General features: G+C 72.8%; 19 protein-coding genes. 15 read left to right on the top strand and 4 right to left on the bottom strand.

From position 1 onward, the window contains the following. Positions 1 to 100: 100 nt before the first annotated feature. The 4 genes from ACMT9T_RS12960 to ACMT9T_RS12945 form a co-directional block, all read right to left on the bottom strand. Positions 101 to 1,324 (bottom strand): alkaline phosphatase family protein, encoded by a 1,224-nt coding sequence (locus ACMT9T_RS12960; RefSeq protein WP_414745934.1) that lies wholly within the window; start codon positions 1,322 to 1,324, stop codon positions 101 to 103. Then, positions 1,321 to 2,214, bottom strand: a complete 894-nt coding sequence (locus ACMT9T_RS12955; RefSeq protein ID WP_414745933.1) for a LysR family transcriptional regulator — start codon at positions 2,212 to 2,214, stop codon at positions 1,321 to 1,323. The genes ACMT9T_RS12960 and ACMT9T_RS12955 overlap by 4 nt, the downstream gene beginning before the upstream one ends. Further along, positions 2,211 to 3,569, bottom strand: a complete 1,359-nt coding sequence (locus tag ACMT9T_RS12950; protein WP_414745932.1) for a cation:dicarboxylate symporter family transporter — start codon at positions 3,567 to 3,569, stop codon at positions 2,211 to 2,213. The genes ACMT9T_RS12955 and ACMT9T_RS12950 overlap by 4 nt, the downstream gene beginning before the upstream one ends. A gap of 245 nt (positions 3,570 to 3,814) precedes the next feature. Beyond that, entirely contained in the window at positions 3,815 to 4,498 is a 684-nt protein-coding gene (locus tag ACMT9T_RS12945) for a response regulator transcription factor (protein ID WP_414745931.1), read from the bottom strand. Positions 4,499 to 4,614: 116 nt separating this feature from the next. Between ACMT9T_RS12945 and ACMT9T_RS12940 the strand changes: the two genes are divergently transcribed. The 15 genes from ACMT9T_RS12940 (at position 4,615) to miaA (ending at position 20,558) form a co-directional block, all read left to right on the top strand. Then, positions 4,615 to 5,229 (top strand): hypothetical protein, encoded by a 615-nt coding sequence (locus ACMT9T_RS12940; RefSeq protein ID WP_414745930.1) that lies wholly within the window; start codon positions 4,615 to 4,617, stop codon positions 5,227 to 5,229. Further along, complete coding sequence (locus ACMT9T_RS12935; RefSeq protein ID WP_414745929.1) at positions 5,226 to 6,293, top strand: peptidoglycan-binding protein; 1,068 nt, start codon at positions 5,226 to 5,228, stop codon at positions 6,291 to 6,293. The genes ACMT9T_RS12940 and ACMT9T_RS12935 overlap by 4 nt, the downstream gene beginning before the upstream one ends. Further along, positions 6,290 to 7,015, top strand: coding sequence for an ABC transporter ATP-binding protein (locus tag ACMT9T_RS12930; RefSeq protein ID WP_414745928.1), 726 nt, complete (start codon positions 6,290 to 6,292; stop codon positions 7,013 to 7,015). The genes ACMT9T_RS12935 and ACMT9T_RS12930 overlap by 4 nt, the downstream gene beginning before the upstream one ends. Continuing rightward, entirely contained in the window at positions 7,008 to 8,213 is a 1,206-nt protein-coding gene (locus tag ACMT9T_RS12925) for an ABC transporter permease (protein WP_414745927.1), read from the top strand. Before ACMT9T_RS12930 ends, ACMT9T_RS12925 begins: the two co-directional genes overlap by 8 nt. Positions 8,214 to 8,283: 70 nt before the next feature. After that, complete coding sequence (locus tag ACMT9T_RS12920) at positions 8,284 to 10,080, top strand: sensor histidine kinase (RefSeq protein ID WP_414745926.1); 1,797 nt, start codon at positions 8,284 to 8,286, stop codon at positions 10,078 to 10,080. A gap of 223 nt (positions 10,081 to 10,303) precedes the next feature. After that, positions 10,304 to 10,615: a hypothetical protein gene (locus ACMT9T_RS12915; RefSeq protein WP_414745925.1), complete on the top strand. Its 312-nt coding sequence runs from the start codon at positions 10,304 to 10,306 to the stop codon at positions 10,613 to 10,615. Between the two features lie 77 nt (positions 10,616 to 10,692). Then, complete coding sequence (locus tag ACMT9T_RS12910) at positions 10,693 to 13,560, top strand: FtsK/SpoIIIE family DNA translocase (RefSeq protein WP_414745924.1); 2,868 nt, start codon at positions 10,693 to 10,695, stop codon at positions 13,558 to 13,560. A 3-nt stretch (positions 13,561 to 13,563) separates the two neighbouring features. Further along, on the top strand, positions 13,564 to 14,187 hold the full coding sequence (gene pgsA, locus ACMT9T_RS12905) for a CDP-diacylglycerol--glycerol-3-phosphate 3-phosphatidyltransferase (RefSeq protein WP_414745923.1): 624 nt from the start codon (positions 13,564 to 13,566) through the stop codon (positions 14,185 to 14,187). Next, complete coding sequence (locus ACMT9T_RS12900) at positions 14,184 to 14,705, top strand: CinA family protein (protein ID WP_414745922.1); 522 nt, start codon at positions 14,184 to 14,186, stop codon at positions 14,703 to 14,705. The genes pgsA and ACMT9T_RS12900 overlap by 4 nt, the downstream gene beginning before the upstream one ends. Positions 14,706 to 14,844: 139 nt before the next feature. Beyond that, the gene (locus tag ACMT9T_RS12895; RefSeq protein WP_043671362.1) at positions 14,845 to 15,153 is read left to right on the top strand and encodes a helix-turn-helix domain-containing protein; all 309 of its coding nucleotides are present in this window, start codon (positions 14,845 to 14,847) and stop codon (positions 15,151 to 15,153) included. Positions 15,154 to 15,237: 84 nt separating this feature from the next. Next, positions 15,238 to 15,462 (top strand): DUF3046 domain-containing protein, encoded by a 225-nt coding sequence (locus ACMT9T_RS12890; RefSeq protein WP_116056175.1) that lies wholly within the window; start codon positions 15,238 to 15,240, stop codon positions 15,460 to 15,462. Positions 15,463 to 15,729: 267 nt separating this feature from the next. After that, positions 15,730 to 16,821, top strand: a complete 1,092-nt coding sequence (gene recA, locus ACMT9T_RS12885; RefSeq protein WP_414745921.1) for a recombinase RecA — start codon at positions 15,730 to 15,732, stop codon at positions 16,819 to 16,821. A gap of 121 nt (positions 16,822 to 16,942) precedes the next feature. Continuing rightward, complete coding sequence (locus ACMT9T_RS12880) at positions 16,943 to 18,004, top strand: RecX family transcriptional regulator (protein ID WP_414745920.1); 1,062 nt, start codon at positions 16,943 to 16,945, stop codon at positions 18,002 to 18,004. Positions 18,005 to 18,054: 50 nt separating this feature from the next. Further along, the gene (miaB, locus tag ACMT9T_RS12875) at positions 18,055 to 19,632 is read left to right on the top strand and encodes a tRNA (N6-isopentenyl adenosine(37)-C2)-methylthiotransferase MiaB (RefSeq protein WP_414745919.1); all 1,578 of its coding nucleotides are present in this window, start codon (positions 18,055 to 18,057) and stop codon (positions 19,630 to 19,632) included. Next, positions 19,629 to 20,558, top strand: coding sequence for a tRNA (adenosine(37)-N6)-dimethylallyltransferase MiaA (gene miaA / locus ACMT9T_RS12870; protein WP_414745918.1), 930 nt, complete (start codon positions 19,629 to 19,631; stop codon positions 20,556 to 20,558). Before miaB ends, miaA begins: the two co-directional genes overlap by 4 nt. The last annotated feature ends 3 nt before the right edge of the window (positions 20,559 to 20,561 follow it).

The following is a 20,561-nucleotide window of genomic DNA, read 5'->3' as shown; positions in this document are numbered from 1 at the left end:
TGAGGACCCGGTCGGTGAGAGGCATCCCCCTGTCGCGCCGCCGGCGCGCGCGGTCCCCCTCGAGCCGTGCCGGTGATCGGGCGCGGCCGATCCGCACGGATCAGGTGTTGTTGAGCACGAGGTCGTGGATGTCCCGGCTGCGGAGGACGCCGGCTCGGTAGCGGCTCGCCAGCGGCCCCATGACGGGCGAGCTCAGGATGAGCGGCACGAGCTGCTCGTAGCGGCCGCCGTGGGAGCGCAGCGCCCCGTGGAGCTGGGTCAGGTCGTGCGCGTCGGCGGTGCGTCCGAGAGCGGTGTCGGCCGATGCGGTGACGGCGAGGTCTCCGATGCGGTCGGCGGGGTGCTCGTAGATCGTCGCGGAGGCTTCGCGGTCCCAGATCTCCTCGATGCCGGGGACGACGGAGAGCGCTCGGCGTGCGCGGTCGCGGTCGGCGTCGTCCAGGTAGATCCAGGCGAAGGACCCGAGCGCACCGTGGTGCTTCGTGTAGGGGTCGGTGATGGGGAGGACGACCTCGTGGAAGGGGATCCCGGCGGCGCTCAAGGCGTCCTCGAGGTAGATGACGCGGGCGGCGCCTTCGTCGTCGTGCTTGCTGTTCATCCCATGGTCGGCGGTGATGGCGACCACGCATCCGGCGTCGAGGTAGGCGCCGAGGAGAGCGTCGAACCCGGTGAAGAACCGATCGGCGAGCTCGTCCCCCGGGGCGGCGGCGTGCTGGACCCTGTCGGTGAGGGAGACGTAGACCAGCTTGAGCTGCGGCGCGCGCTGCAGGGCCGCGAGTCCGATGCGCATCGCGTAGTGGCTCGCGCTGGGGTCGTAGACGCCGGGTGCCGGCTCGCCGACGAGGGCTTCCACGTCGTCGATCCCGTACGCGTCGAGGCTCGCACCGGCGGCCCGCTCCACGCTGACCGAGGGGACGCCGCCGTTGCCCAGGAGCAGGCGGAGCTTGTCCTTCGTCGTGACCATGAGCGTCGCCACGCCGGCTGCCTCGAAGGCGGAGTGGATGCTGGGTGCGCGTAGGAAGCGAGGGTCGTTGAGGAGTTCGAGGGTGCCGTCGGGCAGGCGGCAGTAGTTGCCGGGGATGCCGTGGAGGGCAGGGGAGACGCCGGTGACGATCGAGATGTTGTTGGGGTTGGTGAGGCTGGGCATCTCGGAGCTGCCGAGCGCGTAGGAGCCGCCGTCCGCGAGCATGGCGGCCAGGCGCGGCATCGTTCCCCGTTCGAGGGCGTCCTCGAAGTAGCGGGGGTCGCCGCCGTCGACGGTGAAGACGACCACCGTGTGCTCGGGGACTGCGTAGCTCCGGTCGTTGACGGTGATGGTGGTCATGCGAGGTCGCCTTTCTGTAGGTGTGCGAGGAAGAGCTCTTCCGCCAACGACGGAAGCCGGTGGGGGAGCCGGATGAGCGAGATCGTGCGTGCGGGCAGCGGCGTCGGCAGATGGAGCTCCGCGACAGCGCCGGCGCGCAGGTGCACGTCGACGACCGACTGGGACAGGCACGTGATGCCGAGGCCGTGGCTCACGGCGGCGAGGATGGCCGAGGTGCCGCTCAGGGTGCTGTGCTGCGCGGACGGGATGCGCCAGATTGCGGCCAGTCGAAGCTGGTACTCCCGGGTCGCCGATCCGCGCTCGCGCAGGAGCAGTCGTGTGCCATGGAGCGTCGACGGGTCGACGCTGCGGCCGGCGAGGAGATGCTGCGGGGAGATGATCACCGTCTGCCGCTCCTCGGCCAGCGGGCTGCATTCGAGCCGGACCTCGGTACTCGTGCCGGCGATCAGCGCGAAGGGCAGCGAGCCGTCCAGCACCTGTTCCACGATCTGCTCGGTGCGCGCCACCGTGACATCCACGTCGACGTCCGGGTAGCGCTCAAGGAAGCCGGCCAGCGCCTGCGGGAGGGTCTGCTCAGCGGCGGTCGTGGTGGCACCCACGCGAAGCAGCCCACCGAGAGGAGCGTCTCGGACACGGGCGACACGGTCCACCGCTTCCTCTGCGCTCGCGAGCAGGGCCCGTCCGTGCTCGGCGAGGGATCGACCGGCCTCGGTGAGGTGGAAGCGCCGTCCGCCGCGCGCGATGAGCGGCGCGTTCACCTCGGATTCGAGCCGGCTCACTGCCGCGGACACCGAGGACTGCGCCATGGCCAAGGCCCGTGCGGCCGCGGTCACGCCGCCATGGTCGACGACGGTGACGAACGTGTGCAGGCGCTGCAGGTCGAGGGTCATCGGATGCTCCGCTCCACGGACGCGGTCTCGGCCGTGACGGCAGGTCCGGCCGGGGTCGGGACGAGGGCACCGGGGGAGCGCCCGCTCATGATCGCGTTCGCCGACCCCGGCGTGATCTCGCCCTGCCAGCGCGCGATCACCAGTCCGGCGACCGCGTTGCCGAACGAGTTGACGACCGCTCGGCACTCGGACATGAACCGGTCGATGCCGAGGACGAGCATGGTCCCCGCGACCGGGATGAGGCCCGTCGCGGAGACGGTCGCGGACAGCATGACGAAGCCGCCGCCCGTGACGCCACCGGTGCCCTTCGAGGAGAGCAGCATGATCGCCAGGAGCAGGAGCTGCTGTCCGAGGTCGAGGTCCACGCCGATCGCCTGCGCGATGAAGACCGTGGTGAGCGAGAGGTAGATCGACGTGCCGTCGAGGTTGAAGGAGTAGCCGGCGCTCACGCTCACTCCCGCGGTGCCCTTGTCGACGCCGACGTTCTCGAGCTTTCGGACGATGCCCGGGAGAGCCACCTCCGAGGACGAGGCGCCCAACGCGAGCAGGATCTCCTCTCGGAAGTAGCGCAGCGTCGACAGCGGATTCAGTCGCGCGAGGAGGAGCACCCCGCCCAGGACGACCACCACGAACACCGCCGACGTCGCGTAGAAGGTCGCGATGAGCTTCAGGAGTCCCCCGATGACAGCCCCGCCGTTCGCGCCGACCGTGTACGCCATGGCGCCGAACACCCCGATCGGAGCGAGGTACGTCACGAACCGGATGACGGCGAACAGCACGGCGGTCAACCGCTCGATGCCCCGCGCCACCGCTCGACCCGGTTCGCCGACAGCGGTCAGAGCCACGCCGAAGAGCACCGAGAACACCAGGATCTGCAGGACTGCGCCGGTCGCGAAGCTCTCGACGATGTTCGAGGGGATCAGCTGGGTGACGTGGTCCGACCAGTGCATGCCGGTCGCCGCGCTGATGCGCTCCGACGCCGATTCGGAGACCTCGAGGGAGTCCGCATCGACACGCAGGTCCGCGCCGGGTCGGACGAGGTTCACGGCGACGAGCCCGAGGACCATCGCGAGGGACGTGACGATCTCGAAGTAGATCAGCGAGCGCAGCGCGACGGCGCCGAGCTTGCGGAGATCGCCGACCGCCGCGATGCCGGCGGTGACCATGCAGAAGATGATCGGGCCCAGCAGCATGGTGATCAACGAGACGAACGCATCGCCGACGGGTTCCAGCGACGCCCCGAATCCGGGAGCGAGGAACCCGACGGTGATCCCCGCGACCATGCCGGCCAGGACCCACAGGTACAGGCGTTGGAACCAGCGCGGCTTCCGCGACGACATCACTCCACGCGACACGTGCACCTCCACGATCCTCGATCCCGACGACTTCGGGACGATGCCGATCGTGGGCGTCGCATGCGTCACCCGGACGTCAGCGATCCATCTCGATCCGAGACCGGAGATGAACGACGGGCGACGACCCGCTGACGCCCATCGGCAGGGGTGATGGGAAGCCCGTGCGGGAGCCGGGATCCCGATGCTCTCGGGCCTCCGGGTGTCGACGCAGCAGCTCGGCGCGAGACCGACAGAGGGCGTGCCGTTCAGTCGCCGTGGAGCCTGTATCCGACTCCGTAGACGGTGAGGATCCGGGTGGGGTTCTGCGGATCGTCCTCGATCTTCGTACGGAGGTTCTTCACGTGCGTGTCGATGGTACGACCGCCCACCCACCGGTCCGTGCCGTGGAGGCGCTCGAGGAGGCGGGCACGGCTGAGGACTATCCCGGGGTGCGAGGCGAACTCCTCGAGGAGGTCGAACTCGGCGCGGGTGAGGTCGACCGGCCGGCCGGCGACCGCGGCATGGCGTCGGTCGGGATCGATCTCGAGGTCGCCGGCGACGATGGCGGAGGAGGACGGTGCGGCGCGACGGGCGCGCCGCAGGAGCGCGCGGACACGGGCGACGAGCTCGCGCGGGCTGTAGGGCTTGGCGAGGTAGTCGTCGGCACCGAGCTCGAGTCCGATCAGGAGGTCGTTCTCCGTGGAGCGTGCCGTGAGCATGAGGATCGGCAGATCGTGCTGCTCGGCACGGAGCGTGCGGCAGACCGTGAGGCCGTCCGCGCCGGGGAGCATCACGTCCAGGACGAGCAGGTCGGGAGGCGACCGGCGGATCTCGACGAGAGCCTCCGCGCCGTCGGCCAGCACCTTCACATCGTGGCCCTCGCGATCGAGGTAGCGACGCACGAGCTCGGACTGCAGCGCGTCGTCCTCGACGATCAGTATCCGGGTCACGCCACGACCCTAGGGTCCGTCCTGCCCCGGGGTCGGCATCGGCACCGCTTCCTCACAAGTCCTCCACATCCTGTCGGAAGCGTGGAGCGCAATCACCGAACCCCCGAGGAGCAATCGTGCTGAACGCCACCCATCGGATCCCTCCCGTCGCCGCGATCGCCGCGGCCCTGCTCGCGGCGCTGACCGCGTGCTCCGCCCCGGGGATCCCCGAGGACGCGGGTCCAGGCGCGGACGGCGGGATCGCCACGCTGCGGACGGAGGCGCCGGCGCCGGCGGAGACCGTCGATCCGCTCTTCGCCGAGTACGGCGAGCCCGTGCGACAGCGGCTCGACATGACCGACGAGGAGGCGGAGGCCGCCTGGCAGCCGCGGGAGCGCTGCCTCGCGGACCACGATCCGGCACAGAGCTCCTCCGGCGGAGACGGGGCCAGCGTCGGCGTGGTCGGTGACCCCGAGAAGGCCGCGGAGGCGGAGGCCATCTGCATGCGCGTGGCACCGCTGCCCCCGTGGGAGCTCGATGCCCGGAACCCTGACTCGCGGAGGTTCGCGCAGCTCATCGTCGACTGCCTCCGCGCGCATGGCGTGCGCCAGGTGGAGATCGCCGACGCCGACGCGTTCGGCAGGATCAGCGTCGCCTTCGGCGGCGAGACGAACGACCCCACCTCCGTCTCGCTGGGCATGCAGCACGCCGACGCCTGCACCGCCGAGGCCTCCGAACGGAGCGCGCGATGACCCGCACCCGTCGCCGCACGCTCGTCATCGGCGGCGTCCCGCTCTGCCTCGCCCTCGCCCTCGCCGTCGGTGCAGGCGGGGCTGTGACGCTGCTCTCCCCGGGCGCCGGCCCTGGCACGTCGGCCGGGACGCCGACCGCGGCGCCTACACCACCGGCGGCCACGGCCGTCGTCGAACGGGGTGACCTCGTGCAGACGGCCCGACTCGATGGCGCGATCGGATTCGGCCCTCCCGCACCGGTGACGTCCAAGGCCGTCGGCACCGTCACGTGGCTGCCCGATGTCGGCGGACGTCTCGATCGCGGATCCGTCGCCCTCCGAGCGGACGAGCGCGCGGTGCCGGTGCTGCTCGGCGAGGTGCCGGTGTACCGGGCTCTCGACGTCGCAGGGCTCGCGGGCGCCGACGTCAGCATGGTGGCCGCGAACCTCATGGAGCTCGGGCACCTGCGTCGAGCCGACCCCGCGAAGGCGCGGACGGGCGGGGCGTTCGAGACCGCCGTGCGGAAGTGGCAGAAGACGCTCGGGCTGGAGCGCACGGGGAGGATCGGACCCGCTGACGTGATCGTGCTCAGCGCGCCGAGCCGGGTCGCCGCCGTCAGCGCCCGCGTCGGCGACCCCGCCGGCGGGCAGCCGATCACCGTGACGCCGACGACCCGGCTCGTCGAGGCATCTGTGCCCGCGCGCGATGCCGGCGCCATCGGGGTCGGCTCGACCGCGTCCATCGAGCTCCCCGACCGACGCGTCCTGAGCGGCTCCATCGTCAGCGTCACGACGACGGGCGAGGGCGCCGACGCCCAGGTCGCCGCGGTCATCACGATCGACGACCAGGCCGCCCTCGACGGCATCGACGCCGCCGCCGTGACGGTGCGCATCACGACCCGATCGGTGGAGGACGTCCTCATCGTGCCCGTGGCGGCGCTCCTGGCGCTCGCAGAGGGCGGCTACGCCGTCCAGGACGAGAGCGGAGGGCTCCATGCCAGCGAGATCGGCCTCATCGCGGATGACCGCGTCGAGATACGCGGCGACGGGATCGAGGCCGGCATGACGGTGGTGACGGCCCGATGAGCGCGTCCGCTCCCGAGATCGCGTCCGCGCCCCCGGCCACGCCCGCGCTCGAGCTCGACCACGTCAGCCGCATCCACCCTGGCGGGGTCGCCGCGCTCGACGACGTCTCGCTGCGCATCGACGCGGGGGAGTCCGTGGCGATCGTCGGGCGTTCCGGGGCCGGCAAGTCCACGCTCATGAACGTCCTCGGCACCCTCGACCGCCCCGATTCCGGCACGGTGCTAGTCGGCGGCGTCGACACACGCGATCTCGGCGACCGCGCCCTCTCCGCGCTCCGCGGTCGCACGATCGGCTTCGTCTTCCAGGGCTTCCACCTCATCGACGGGGTCACCGCCGAGCGGAACGTCGCCACCGCGCTGATGTACAGCGGCGTACCGCGCCGAGAGCGCCGCGGGCTGGCCCGCGCTGCGCTCGACCGGGTCGGGCTCGCGCATCGATTCGAACACGTCGCACAGGACCTCTCCGGCGGTGAACGGCAACGGGTCGCCATCGCCCGGGCCATCGTGACCGAGCCGCTCGTCGTCCTCGCCGACGAGCCCACCGGATCCCTGGACACCGCGAACGGCGAACGCGTGCTCGGGCTGCTGGAGCGGCTGCACGGAGAGGGCACGACCGTGGTCGTGATCACCCATGACCGTGAGCTCGCGGCGCGTCTGCCGCGACGCGTCGAGCTCCGCGACGGGCGGGTGGCCGCCGATGCTGCGGCGGTGGCGCATGCGTGAGCGCCGCACCCGGACCCGGACCCGGACCCGCCTCGGGGTCCGCGACCTGCTCGCGGTCGGCACGGTCGGGCTCCGCACCCGACCGCTCCGTGCGGTGCTGTCAGCCGTGGGCGTCGCCATCGGGATCGCGACGCTGGTGACCGTCACCGCGGTGCCCGCCTCCTCGCAGGCCGCCCTCGACCAGCGGCTCACCGCCCTCGGCGCGGACCTGCTCCGCGCGGATCCCCTCGCCGGCGTCGACGGCGACACCGTCCCCCTGCCGAAGGAGGCGGTCGGGATGCTGCGACGCATCGGGACCGTGACCGACGCTGCGACGGTGGGCAACACGCACTCCGCCGTGCGCAGCACCGAGCTGCGCCGCTACTCCGAGAGCGGCCTCACGGCGCTCGCCGTCCAGGGTGACCTCCTCGAGGTCCTGCGTGCCGAGGTCTCCGTCGGGCGCTGGCTCGACGGCAGCGATCTTCCTCACGCCGTGCTCGGCATCGACGCCGCCGAGCGGCTCGGCCTCTCCCGGCTCCCGGAGAGGCCGGTCACCATCGACGTGGGCGGCACGGCCTTCACCGTCATCGGGGTGCTCGACGAGACGCCGCTCTCGCCGGACCTGCAGGCCGGGGTGCTCGTGGACGACGCGGCAGCGGAGCGCTGGCTGGGCTTCGACGGCGCACCGACGGTCGCCTACGTCACCGGCGTGGAGGCCTCCATCGAGGCGCTGCGGCCCGTCGTCGCGGCGACCCTCTCCCCGGACGCGAGCGGGCTCCTGCAGGTGAGCCGCCCCTCCGCGGTGCTCGCCGCGAAGGAGGCGGCGCGCTCCAGCTTCGACGGGCTCTTCCTCGCTCTCGCCGCGGTCGCGCTCGTGATCGGCGGCATCGGCATCGCCAACACCATGTTCGTCTCCGTGCTGGAACGACGCCGTGAGATCGGGCTGCGCCGCGCCCTCGGGGCGCACCGAGGCCAGATCGGCGCGCAGTTCCTCGTCGAGGCGGTCGTCCTGTGCGCCCTGGGCGGAGCGGCGGGCGTCCTGCTCGGGCTGCTCGGGACGGCCGGGTGGAGCGGCCTTCGCGGGTGGCCGCTCGTCGTGCCGGTCGCCACGATCGTCCTGGGGATGGTCGTGTCGCTCGCCACCGGCGTGCTCGCGGGTCTCGCCCCCTCCATCCGCGCCGCGCGACAGTCGCCGACCGCAGCACTCGCAGCCGCGTGAGCGGACGATCGGCGGCGACAGGCGTCCGCGCGCCCCGGCGGAACGCGGCGATGGGAGCATGGGAGCCGACATGAACCGGACGACGCGACGAGCGACCGAGGGCGTCCGCGTTCGCCGGGCGCCCCGCATGCTCGCGCGGTACCTCATCGCGGGACTGCTGCTCGTGCTGATGACGGTCGGCGCCACCGTCTGGCTCGCCCGGACCTCGGAGTACCGCTACGACGAGCAGGCTTCGGAGATCGCGTTCGCGCGCGACCTGCAGGTGCGCGACGCGCTCGTCAGGTGGGCGGGGCAGCATCCGGACTGGGACAGCGCCGGACCTGAGCTGCTCCGGCTCGGTCACGAGACGGGCCGTCGCATCGCGCTCGTCGGCGGCGACGGCCGGGTGATCGCGGACACGGCACCCGAGCTGCCGCGCCCGGAGCGCTCCACGAGCCTGCTCGACCCCCTCGAGACCTTCGCGGACCCGGACACGCTCGAGTCGCGTCTCCCTGACGGCATCGTCGGGCCGTTCCTGCTCGACGCGACCGAGCGCGACCGGTCGGCGCGGGAAGCCGCCGCCGTGTCGGAGTGCCTCGGGGACGCGCTGGTCGACACGGCCGTCTGGGACAGCGGACGTGCGGTGGTCGCCGGACACGAGGACGCCCCGGACTGCGGCCGGACCGCGCTGGACATGCCGCTCGAGAGGGAGCGAGCCGCTCTCGACGAGCTGCGGGACCGGACGAACGCCTGCCTGCTCGCCCGCGGGTCGCCCACGGTCGAGGGCGTCGAGCTCGACCTGTCTCCCTCGCGCGCGCCCGATCAGCTCGCGGTGCGCACCGTGCCGGCCGCGGGCGACGCTGCGGACGCCTGTCTCCTGGACGCGCGCCGCACGCAGGCCGCCGCCACGACCGCACCGGCCGTGGACGTCGTTCTCACCGACGAGAGGGGCGGCGTGCGGGGGCCGCTCGATGCGAGCCCGGGATCCATCGCCCGCATCGCCGTCGTCGGCCTCGTGCTCCTGGCCCTCCTCGTCGCTGCGGCGGCGCTGATCGTCGTGCCCACCCTGCGCAGCGCCCGCCGCCTCGAAGCTGCCGCCGACCGCTTCGCCGCTGGCGGGCGGGACGGCCGCGTCGGCCTGCGACCGGGCGATGACCTGGCCCCCGTCGGCGCCGCCTTCGACCGCATGTCGGCGGAGATCGCGGATCACGAGGCATCCCGCCGACGGCTCCTCGGCGATGTCGCCCACGAGCTGCGCAGCCCCTTGACGAACATACGTGGGTGGGTGGAGGCAGCCGATGACGGGATCGGCCTCGACGACGTGGAGCTGCGGCGGCTCGTGCTCAGCGAAGCGCATCGCCTGGAACGCATCACCAGCGACCTGCAGCTGCTCGCACTCGCGGAAGCCGGCGACCTCACCCTGACGCTGGAGCCGTGTGACACGGCCACGATCGTGCAGGAGGTCGCGGAGGCGCATCGGGCCCGCGCGACATCCTCGGGCATCTCCCTCGACATCGCGGTTCCTGGGCCGCTGCGGGTCCAAGCGGATCCTGCGCGACTCCGCCAGGTCCTCGACAACCTCGTCGCGAACGCGCTGCGGCACACGCCGGCAGGAGGGCAGGTGACCATCGGAGCCACAGCGCTCGATGGCGACGTCCGCATCACCGTCGAGGACACCGGCGAGGGCATCGCCCCCGAGGATCTGCCGAGGGTGTTCGACCGGCTCTGGCGCGGCGACCCGGCCCGCGCTCGCGCCGGACAGAGCTCCGGCCTCGGACTGTCGATCGCCCGAGGCCTGGTCGAGGCCCAAGGCGGCACGATCACCGCGAGGAGCGCGCTCGGTCGAGGAAGCCGATTCGACGTCCGCCTGCCCGGCTTCTCCGCATGATCTCCCGCGTCATCGGGGACGGGCGACGCCGCGCCAGCGCCCGCTCACGGCCGTGCGCACGGGCCGCGGGACGTCGACGACCTCGGCGGGGCGATCCAGCTCGGGGCCGACTCCATGCGCTCCAGGGAGAGGGTCGAGGAGGGATCGTCGTCCTCTGCCTGGACCGAGGACTCCCCGAACCGAGCGGGCTGGGGGAGGTGCGCGCTGGCGGGACCGAAGCCGGATGAGGGCCCGGAGCGGTCCCCGGCAGCGGCACCCGGCATCCGTCCCGCGCGACGTCGACACCGGGATCGCGGAAGGCCGTCGGGTCCTGCCGGCCGACGGCGGGCACATCGGTGACATGGCGGCGGTCGCGACCGTGGAGGACCCGTGGCTCCTCCCGTCCGTCTCCTCGGGCGTCACCGGGTCCCCGCCGTCCCGCCTCTCGGCGGCCCTCCTCGGCCTCGGCGCCTCGCTCGCCGTCGGCGCGGTCGCGGGCCTCCTCCCGGCCCTCGTGGCGGTGCGCGTCTCCGTCTTCCACGCGATCCGCTGCTGATGCCGCAGCCGGGCGGCGCGCGTCCCGCCCGGCCCGGCGGACCGCCCGGGACGGTGGCGCGGGATAACGTGGGCCACATGGCTACGAGCACCAGGTCGACCAGCCGCGCCGGGAAGACCTCCTCGGGCGCGCCGCGCGCCACGCCCCCGCGGAAGGGACGCGCCGCCGACACGAAGCAGCAGACCGTCGCCTACCCCGTGCAGTCGGAGCGGCGCGGTCCGCTCGTCGTCGCGTGGATGGGCCTCGCCCACGCCACCGGCGCCCTGTTCCGCGCCCTCGGCCCGGAGAAGCTGGCGAAGGAGGAGCGCCGCGACGGCATCCCCTTCCTGCTCGTGGTGCTCGCGATCGCGGGGGTGGTCGTGGAGTGGTTCAACCCGCTCAACGACGTCGCCATGGCCTTCGACGCGTACACGTTCGGCGGCCTCTTCGGCCGGGTCGCCTTCGCGCTGCCCATCGTCATGGTGCTCCTCGCGCTGTGGCTCTTCCGCCACCCCTCGTCGGTGAGCGACAACGGGCGCATCGGCGTGGGCGTCACGCTCTTCCTCGTCTCCATCGCGGCGCTCTGCCACCTCTTCAACGGGGCGCCGGATCCGCGCGACGGCATGCTGGCGCTCGCCCGCGCGGGCGGCGTCCTCGGCTGGGTGCTCGCGGCGCCGCTGGCCCTGCTCATCACGCCGGTCGGCGCGGGCGTCGTGGCCGGGCTCCTGCTGGTGCTCTCCCTCTTCATCATCACGCGCACGCCGCCGAACCGCGTCGGCATGCGCCTGCGCGAGCTGTACTCCTACCTCTTCGGCGCCCCGCCCGTGGACGAGGAGCAGCGCGCGGCCGACCGCGCCGCCCGCAAGGCGCAGGCGACCGAGCAGGTCGAGCTCGAGGGGCTGGACGACGACGGCCCGGTCGACACCGACAGCCTCCCGTGGTGGCGCCGCAACCGCAGCCAGCGCGAGGACGCCCCCGCGTTCGACAGCCCGGTGCTCGCGCCGCACGCGGGATCCGACGACGACCGCCACGAGGTCCCCGCCCGGTCGGCCGCCGAGGCGCCCACCACCGTTATCGACCGCACGGTGGATCCCGACGCCTCCCGCCCCGAGGCCGGTGCCTTCGCGGGCGACGACGCCGCGACCCGCCGCATCGACCTCGACGCGCCCGTCGACGCCGCGGCCACCGCGATCCTGCCGTCCGTCCCCGTGCACCCCACCGGCATCCGCGACGACGACGAGCCCGCGGTCCTCCCCGGCTTCGAGGACGACGGATCCGATGCGGCCGTCGTCACGGGGGAGTCCGGTGCCCCGCAGGCGCCCTACCGCCTGCCCGCGGCGAGCACGCTCTCGCCCGGCACGCCCGCCAAGTCCCGCTCGTCCGTCAACGACGAGGTGGTGCGCGCGCTCACCGAGGTGCTCACGAACTTCCAGGTGGACGCCACGGTCACGGGCTTCTCCCGCGGACCGACGGTCACGCGCTACGAGCTCGAGCTCGCGCCCGGCGTCAAGGTCGAGCGCGTCACGGCGCTCGCGAAGAACATCAGCTACGCGGTCGCCTCCAACGAGGTCCGCATCCTGTCGCCCATCCCGGGCCGCAGCGCCATCGGCGTGGAGATCCCGAACACCGACCGCGAGATCGTCTCCCTCGGCGACGTGCTCCGCTCGTCCGCCGCCACGAACAGCGCGCACCCCATGACCATCGGCGTCGGCAAGGACGTCGAGGGCGGGTACGTCATCGCCAACCTCGCGAAGATGCCCCACCTCCTCGTCGCGGGATCCACGGGCTCCGGCAAGTCGAGCTTCGTCAACTCGATGATCACCTCGCTCCTCATGCGCGCGAAGCCGAGCGACGTGCGCATGGTCCTCATCGACCCGAAGCGCGTGGAGCTCACCATCTACGCGGGCGTCCCGCACCTCATCACGCCCATCATCACCAACCCGAAGAAGGCGGCCGAGGCGCTGCAGTGGGTGGTGAAGGAGATGGACATGAGGTACGACGACCTCGCCAGCTTCGGCTTCCGCCACATCGACGACTTCAACAAGGCCGTCACGAGCGGCTCCATCGTGCTGCCCGAGGGCAGCGAGCGGACGCTGCGGCCGTACCCGTACCTCCTCGTCGTGGTCGACGAGCTCGCCGACCTGATGATGGTCGCGCCGCGCGACGTCGAGGACTCGATCGTCCGCATCACGCAGCTCGCCCGCGCCGCCGGCATCCACCTGGTGCTCGCGACCCAGCGCCCCTCGGTCGACGTCGTCACGGGCCTCATCAAGGCCAACGTGCCGTCTCGGCTCGCGTTCGCGGTGTCGAGCATGACCGACTCCCGCGTGATCCTCGACCAGCCCGGCGCCGACAAGCTCATCGGCCAGGGCGACGGCCTCTTCCTCCCCATGGGCGCCAACAAGGCCGTCCGCGTGCAGGGCGCGTGGGTGCAGGAGGCCGAGATCGCCAAGGTCGTCGAGCACGTGACGCGCCAGGCCCGCCCCGAGTACCGCCAGGACGTCGCGGTCGCCGCGGAGCGCAAGGAGATCGACGCGGACATCGGCGACGACCTCGAGGTGCTGCTCGCGGCCGCCGAGCTCGTCGTCAGCACGCAGTTCGGATCCACGTCGATGCTGCAGCGGAAGCTGCGCGTCGGGTTCGCCAAGGCCGGCCGGCTCATGGACCTGCTCGAGGCCCGCGAGATCGTCGGCCCGTCCGAGGGATCCAAGGCGCGAGACGTGCTCGTCTCCGCGGAGCAGCTGCCGGGCGTCCTCGCGACGCTGCGCGGGGAGACGCCGGCGCCCGCCGCTGCTCCGCCCGCCGCTGCTCCGGCCGCCGCTGCCGCCCCCGCTCCCGCTCCCTCCGGGGAGCCGGACGACGGGAACCGCTACCCGTCGGATCCGCTGCACAAGGACCTGGACGCGTACGAGCAGGTGGAGGCCGAGGGCGACGACGACGCCTGGGGACTCACGGGCAGGGACTGACCGATGGCCGATCGCATCCCATCGGACGCCGCGGGGGCACCGCGCGTCTGGCGCGCGGGCGACTCCCCGGCGAGCCCCTGGAACGTCGCCAACGTCCTCACCATCGTCCGGATCCTGCTGGCTCCCGTCTTCGTCGTCCTGCTCGCCGCCGACGACGGCGCCGACGGCCCGCTCCGCTACGCGGCGGCGGCGCTCTTCATCGTCGCCATCGCGACCGACGGCGTCGACGGGCACATCGCCCGCAGCCGCGACCTCGTCACCGACCTGGGCAAGCTCCTCGACCCCATCGCCGACAAGGTGCTCACGGGCGCGGCACTCGTGATGCTGTCCGTGCTCGGCGAGCTGCCCTGGTGGGTCACCATCGTGATCCTCGTGCGCGAGCTCGGCATCACCGCCTACCGGTTCGCCGTCCTCCGCGACCGCGTCGTCGCGGCGTCCCGCGGGGGCAAGCTCAAGACGATCGCGCAGGCGGTCGCGATCAGCGTCGCGCTGCTGCCGCTGTGGGACGTCGTGGGCGACGGCATGCACGTCGTGAACACGGTGCTCATGTCGATCGCGTTCGTCCTCACGGTGCTCTCCGGCCTCGACTACATGCGGCAGGCGCTCAAGGCGGAGCGCGCATCGTGAGCGCCGCGGACGACCCGACCGACGAGCAGCTCGCCGAGCGCGTCATCGCGGCCCTCGTCACGAGCGGTCGCCGCCTCGCGGTCGCGGAGTCCCTCACCGGAGGTCTGCTCACGGCGGCGCTCGTGGGCGTCCCGGGGGCATCGCGCGCGCTGTCCGGCGGGATCGTCTCCTACGACACTGCCCTCAAGCGCACCCTCCTCGACGTCGAGTCCTCGATCCTCGCGGTCCACGGCGCCGTCCACCCCGACGTCGCGCGGCAGATGGCGCGCGGCGTGCGCCAGGCCTGCGCGATCGACGGGCGCCCCGCCGATGTCGGCGTCTCCACCACCGGCGCCGCGGGCCCGGACCCCCAGGACGGCCAGCGACCCGGCACGGCGTTCGTCGGACTGTCCATCGACGGCGACTCGCGCGCCGTCGCCCTGCACCTCGACGGGGACCGCCAGGCGGTCCGCGCGGGGGTCGTCCACGAGGCGCTCCTGTCCCTCGTCGACGCGCTCGAGACGGCCGGGAACATCTGATGCGCATCCCGCGTTGTCGTAATCACGTTCACAAGCAACGCCCAGTGCCCCTGCTTAGCCTGAGTCCTCGGCCGGATGCTCACCCATCAGCCCCGGACCTCCGGTTCGATCAGGCACCAGGCGCAACGAGGAGGGTCCCGTGGTTCTAGTCCGTCAGGAGATCGGCGACGTCCTTCGGGACTTCCGCCTGCAGAAGGGGCGCACGCTCCGGCAGGTCGCCAGCAAGGCCAGCGTCGCGCTCGGCTACCTCAGCGAGGTCGAGCGGGGCCAGAAGGAGGCGTCGAGCGAGATCCTCGCCTCCGTCGCCGAGGCGCTCGACACGCCCATCTCGGTCATCATGCGTGAGGTCGGCGACCGCCTCGCGGTCATCGAGGGCCTCAACCCCATCCCCGACACGATCCCCGACGACCTCGTCGCCGGATTCGACAGCGACCTCGTCGCGCGCTGACCCCGCACCCACGACCTCCCGCCCCGCCCGTCCTCGTGACGGGCGGGGCGTCGTCGTCCAGGCATCGACGGGTAGCGTGAGGGCATGCGACTGAGCGAGTTCCAGCGGGCCGTGGCCGACGAGTTCGGCGCCGGCTACGGGCCGGTGCTCGTCGCGGACCTCGTGCTCGGCGAGCTCGGCGGACGCACGTGCGCGCAGGCGCTGAAGGACGGGACGCCCGCTCGTGAGGTCTGGCTGGCCCTCTGCCGCGCGCAGGACGTGCCGCGCTCGCGCTGGAACGGCGCCGGCGTGCCCGAGCCTCGCATCTAGCCGCTCGCCGCCTCCTCCGATGGCCGGATCCGCTCCCGACACGCGGCGCGCCGTTCGAATATCCCTTCGAACGCGCGTAGTCTCCCCACAGGAGCGATTCGAAGCGCGGACTGCACAGGTCCGGCCTCTCCGGCAGCGATGTCGGCGGCGCCGCATAACGTGCACCTCGCGGAGATCACCCGTCGCCTTGTCGGCACCGGACCCCGCGGCCAGCGGGAGCGGAGCGACAGCCTGCAGGCAACCCACCTTCGACACGAGGAGCACCCCATGGCATCATCCGCAGACCGCGAGAAGTCCCTAGAGACCGCGCTCGCCCAGATCGACCGTCAGTTCGGCAAGGGCTCGGTCATGCGCCTGGGCAGCGACGAGCGCGCGCCCGTCGCCGTCATCCCCACCGGCTCCGTCGCGTTGGACGTGGCCCTCGGCATCGGCGGGCTCCCGCGCGGCCGCATCGTCGAGATCTACGGCCCGGAGTCCTCCGGCAAGACCACGCTCACGCTGCACGCCATCGCCAACGCGCAGCGCGCCGGCGGCATCGCGGCCTTCATCGACGCGGAGCACGCGCTCGACCCCGAGTACGCGAAGAAGCTCGGCGTCGACATCGACGCGCTGCTCGTCTCCCAGCCCGACACGGGTGAGCAGGCCCTCGAGATCGCCGACATGCTCGTGCGCTCCGGGTCCATCGACCTCGTCGTCATCGACTCCGTCGCGGCGCTCGTGCCGCGCGCCGAGATCGAGGGCGAGATGGGCGATTCCCACGTGGGACTCCAGGCGCGCCTCATGTCCCAGGCGCTCCGCAAGCTCACCGGCGGGCTCAACCAGACGCAGACCACCATGATCTTCATCAACCAGCTGCGCGAGAAGATCGGCGTGTTCTTCGGCAGCCCGGAGACCACCGCGGGCGGCAAGGCGCTGAAGTTCTACGCGTCGGTGCGCCTCGACATCCGCCGCATCGAGACCCTGAAGGACGGCACCGACGCGGTCGGCAACCGCACGCGCGTCAAGGTCGTCAAGAACAAGATGGCGCCGCCCTTCAAGCAGGCCGAGTTCGACATCCTCTACGGCACGGGAATCTCCCGCGAGGGCAGCCTCATCGACTTCGGCGTCGAGCACGAGATCGTCCGCAAGTCGGGCGCCTGGTACACCTACGACGGCGACCAGCTCGGCCAGGGCAAGGAGAACTCGCGCAAGCACCTCCTGAACAACCCGGAGATCGCGGCCGAGATCGAGCAGAAGATCAAGGTCAAGCTCGGCCTCGTGAAGGACCCGAACGCGGATGCGGCCGCCACGGCCGCCGACGCTGCTCCGGCGCCCGTCGCCGCCACGGCGCCCAAGGCGTCCGCACGCAAGAGCGCCTGAGCCGGCGCTCCACCGGCGGGGCGCGTCGCTCGACGCGCCCCGCCCTCTGCACGACACCGGCCCGACCCCGTGATCCGCGCACCGCAGGATCCGCCGTCGGCCACCTGAGGACGGAAGCACCATGGTCAGATTCCCCTCCGAGGACGAGCAGGGCACGGGTCCCGGCCCGGACGAGGTGGCGCCCGTCGCGTCGCTCGCCGATCGGCGCTCCCGTCGCGCCGCCGCCCGCCCACCCATCGAGCCGACGGCGCCCGCCGAGGAACCGTCGGCTCCGCGTGTGGAGCCCACGCACCCTGCACGCGGCCGCACGGTGACCGAGGTCGACGGCATCGTCACCATCGGCGCGGCGGTCGACGCCTCCGAGGCCGGCCGGGCGCTGGCGGCACAGGAGCGCATCGCCGAGGCGCGACGCGTGCTGGCGGAGGCCGAGGCGCAGGCGGCGCGCGGGTCCGCGGGTCCGTCCGGAGGTCCGGGGCTCGAGGGCGCGGGCTCCGCATCTCCGCCCGAGCAGCCCGAGGTCGACGAGACCCCGGCCGCCTGGCGCGCCGAGCAGGAGCGCGCCGAGCGCGCCCGCGCGAAGGCCGAGCAGGACGAGGCGTACCGGCAGGACATGATCCGGTTGGAGGAGGACCGCGTCGAGGACGAGCGCCGCGAGGCGGAGGCCGAGGAGGAGCGCGCCGCGGAGCGCACGCCGGAGCGCCAGCGGCGGCGAGCCGACAACGTGCTGGCCAACCGCCTGCGCGGCCGCGGGCTCTCGCTCGCGGAGGCGCGGGAGGTGCTCGAGGGCGCCGAGATCGACTCGGACATCGCCGAGGAGACGCTCGCCCGCTACGTCTCGCTGCAGTACATCGACGAGGCCGCGCTCGCGGAGCAGATCCTGCACACGCACCTCGACCGCAAGGGCCTCGGCCGTCGGTCCGTCGAGATGGAGATGCGGCGACGCAAGCTGGATCCGCTGGTCATCGAGGAGGCCATGGCAGAGCAGCCGGACGACGAGCTCGCGCGCGCCACGGAGGTGGCCATGAAGCGGGTGGGCCAGCTCTCCTCCTACGACGACGAGACGGCGGAGCGTCGCCTCACCTCGTTCCTGATGCGCCGCGGGTACGGCGGCGCGGTCGTGCGGGATGCCGCCAAGGCCGCGCTCGCGACCCGCCGCGGGTCGTCGCGCGTGCGCTTCCGATGACGCGTCCGCCGGGGGAGCGCCCGCTCGCCCGCACGTAGGATCGACTCATCATGAGCACCGTCGCCGAGCACGTCCGTGTCGCCGTCCCGCCCACTGCCGACCGGCCGCGGACGTACGAGGTCCGCACCTACGGCTGTCAGATGAACGTCCACGACTCCGAGCGCCTCACGGGCTCGCTCGAGGCGGCGGGCTACGTGTCCGCCGAGGGCGCCGAGGCCGACATCGTCGTGATCAACACCTGCGCCGTGCGCGAGAACGCCGACAACAAGCTCTACGGCAACCTGGGGCACCTCGCCGGGGTCAAGCGCCGGCACGAGGGCATGCAGATCGCCGTCGGCGGGTGCCTCGCGCAGAAGGACCGGGCCACCGTCCTCGAGAAGGCCCCCTGGGTCGACGTCGTCTTCGGCACCCACAACATGGGCGCGCTGCCGACGCTCCTCGAGCGGGCGCGCCACAACGGCGAGGCCCAGCTGGAGATCCTCGAGAGCCTCGAGACCTTCCCGTCCACGTTGCCCACGAAGCGCGACGAGATCGCGAGCGGCTGGGTGTCCATCTCCGTGGGGTGCAACAACACCTGCACCTTCTGCATCGTGCCGGCGCTCCGCGGCAAGGAGAAGGACCGCCGTCCGGGTGACATCCTCGCCGAGATCCAGGCGCTCGTCGACGACGGCGCCGTCGAGGTCACCCTGCTCGGCCAGAACGTGAACTCCTACGGCGTCGAGTTCGGCGACCGGCAGGCCTTCGGCAAGCTCCTGCGCGCGGCGGGCGCCATCGAGGGCCTCGAGCGGATCCGCTTCACGAGCCCCCACCCGGCCGCGTTCACCGACGACGTGATCGACGCCATGGCGGAGACCCCGGCCGTGATGCCGCAGCTGCACATGCCGCTGCAGTCGGGCTCCGACCGGATCCTCAAGGCCATGCGCCGGTCGTACCGGTCCGAGCGGTTCCTCGGGATCCTCGACCGGGTGCGGACCCGCATCCCCCACGCGGCCATCACGACGGACATCATCGTCGGCTTCCCCGGCGAGACCGAGGAGGACTTCCAAGAGACGCTGCGCGTCGTGGAGGCCGCGCGCTTCTCGTCCGCGTTCACGTTCCAGTACTCGATCCGGCCCGGCACGCCCGCCGCGACCATGGACGAGCAGGTCCCCGCGCATGTCGTCAAGGAGCGCTACGCCCGCCTGACGGCGCTGCAGGAGCGCATCAGCCACGAGGAGAACCAGCGCGTCGTCGGCCGCACGGTCGAGGTGCTGGTGAGCGCCCACGAGGGGCGCAAGGACGGCGACACCCGCCGCGTCACCGGCCGGGCGCAGGACGGGCGGCTCGTCCACCTCGATGTGCCCGCGGGCAGCGCGGAGCCGCGTCCGGGAGACGCCGTGCAGGTGGAGATCACGCGCGCCGCGCCGTTCCACCTCATCGCCGACTCCGTCGACCAGGCGCCGCTGCGGATCCGCCGCACGCGTGCCGGCGACGCCTGGGAGCGCGCCCAGGCCGACTCCTGCGGCGTCCCCGCGCCTGCGGCCGGCGCGCACGCGTCCGGTGGGGCGCCCCGGGTGTCGCTCGGCCTCCCGTCGCTCCGGGTGCCGGCGCCCGAGGACGTGTCCGCGCATCCCCGCCACCGCGCGTGACGACGATCATCGCGGTCGTCGGCGCGACCGGCACCGGCAAGTCCGGGTTGTCCCTCGACATCGCCGACCGGCTCCGTGCCGAGGGGCACGCGGCCGAGGTCGTCAACGCCGACGCCATGCAGCTGTACCGCGGCATGGACATCGGCACGGCCAAGCTGCCCGTCGCCGAGCGGCGGGGGATCCCGCACCACATGCTCGACGTGCTCGACGTCACGGCGGAGGCGACGGTCGCCGCCTACCAGGAGGAGGCGCGCGCCGTGATCGCCGACGTCCTCGACCGCGGCGCCGTCCCGATCCTCGTCGGCGGATCCGGGCTCTACGTCTCGTCCGTCCTCTTCGACTACGACTTCCCGGGCACCGATCCCGAGATCCGGCAGCGCCTCGAGCGGGAGCTCCAGGAGACCGGGCCGGGCATGCTGCATCGGCGCCTCCGCGAGCTCGACCCGGCGGCGGCGGAGCGCATCGGCGCGCAGAACGGGCGGCGGCTCGTCCGCGCCCTCGAGGTGGTCGAGATCACGGGGCCCCAGCCCGAGCGGGCGACCGCCGAACCTCGCGCCTGGCACCCGGCGCGGATCCTGGCGCTCACGCTCCCGCGCGAGGAGCTCGTGCCGCGTCTCGACGCCCGCGTCAGCGGCATGTGGGCGGACGGCCTCGTGGAGGAGGTCGCGGGTCTGCTGCCGACCGGGCTCGCCGACGGCGTCACCGCGTCGCGCGCTATCGGCTACGCGCAGGCGGCCCGGCAGATCGCGGGAGAGCTGAGCGAGCAGGAGGCCGTGGAGGAGACGCGCGCGCTCACCCGGCGGTACGCGCGTCGCCAGGTGTCCTGGTTCGGCCGCTACGCCGACGCCGACGCCGTCCGGCTCGACGCGCGCGACGACCGCCTCCTCGACCGCGCGCTCGACGCCCTCGAGGCGACGCGCCCGTAGGCT

The organism is Clavibacter vidaverae, from assembly GCF_047529985.1.
GTDB lineage: Bacteria > Actinomycetota > Actinomycetes > Actinomycetales > Microbacteriaceae > Clavibacter > Clavibacter nebraskensis_A.
This window is presented reverse-complemented; position numbering and strand designations above follow the sequence as displayed.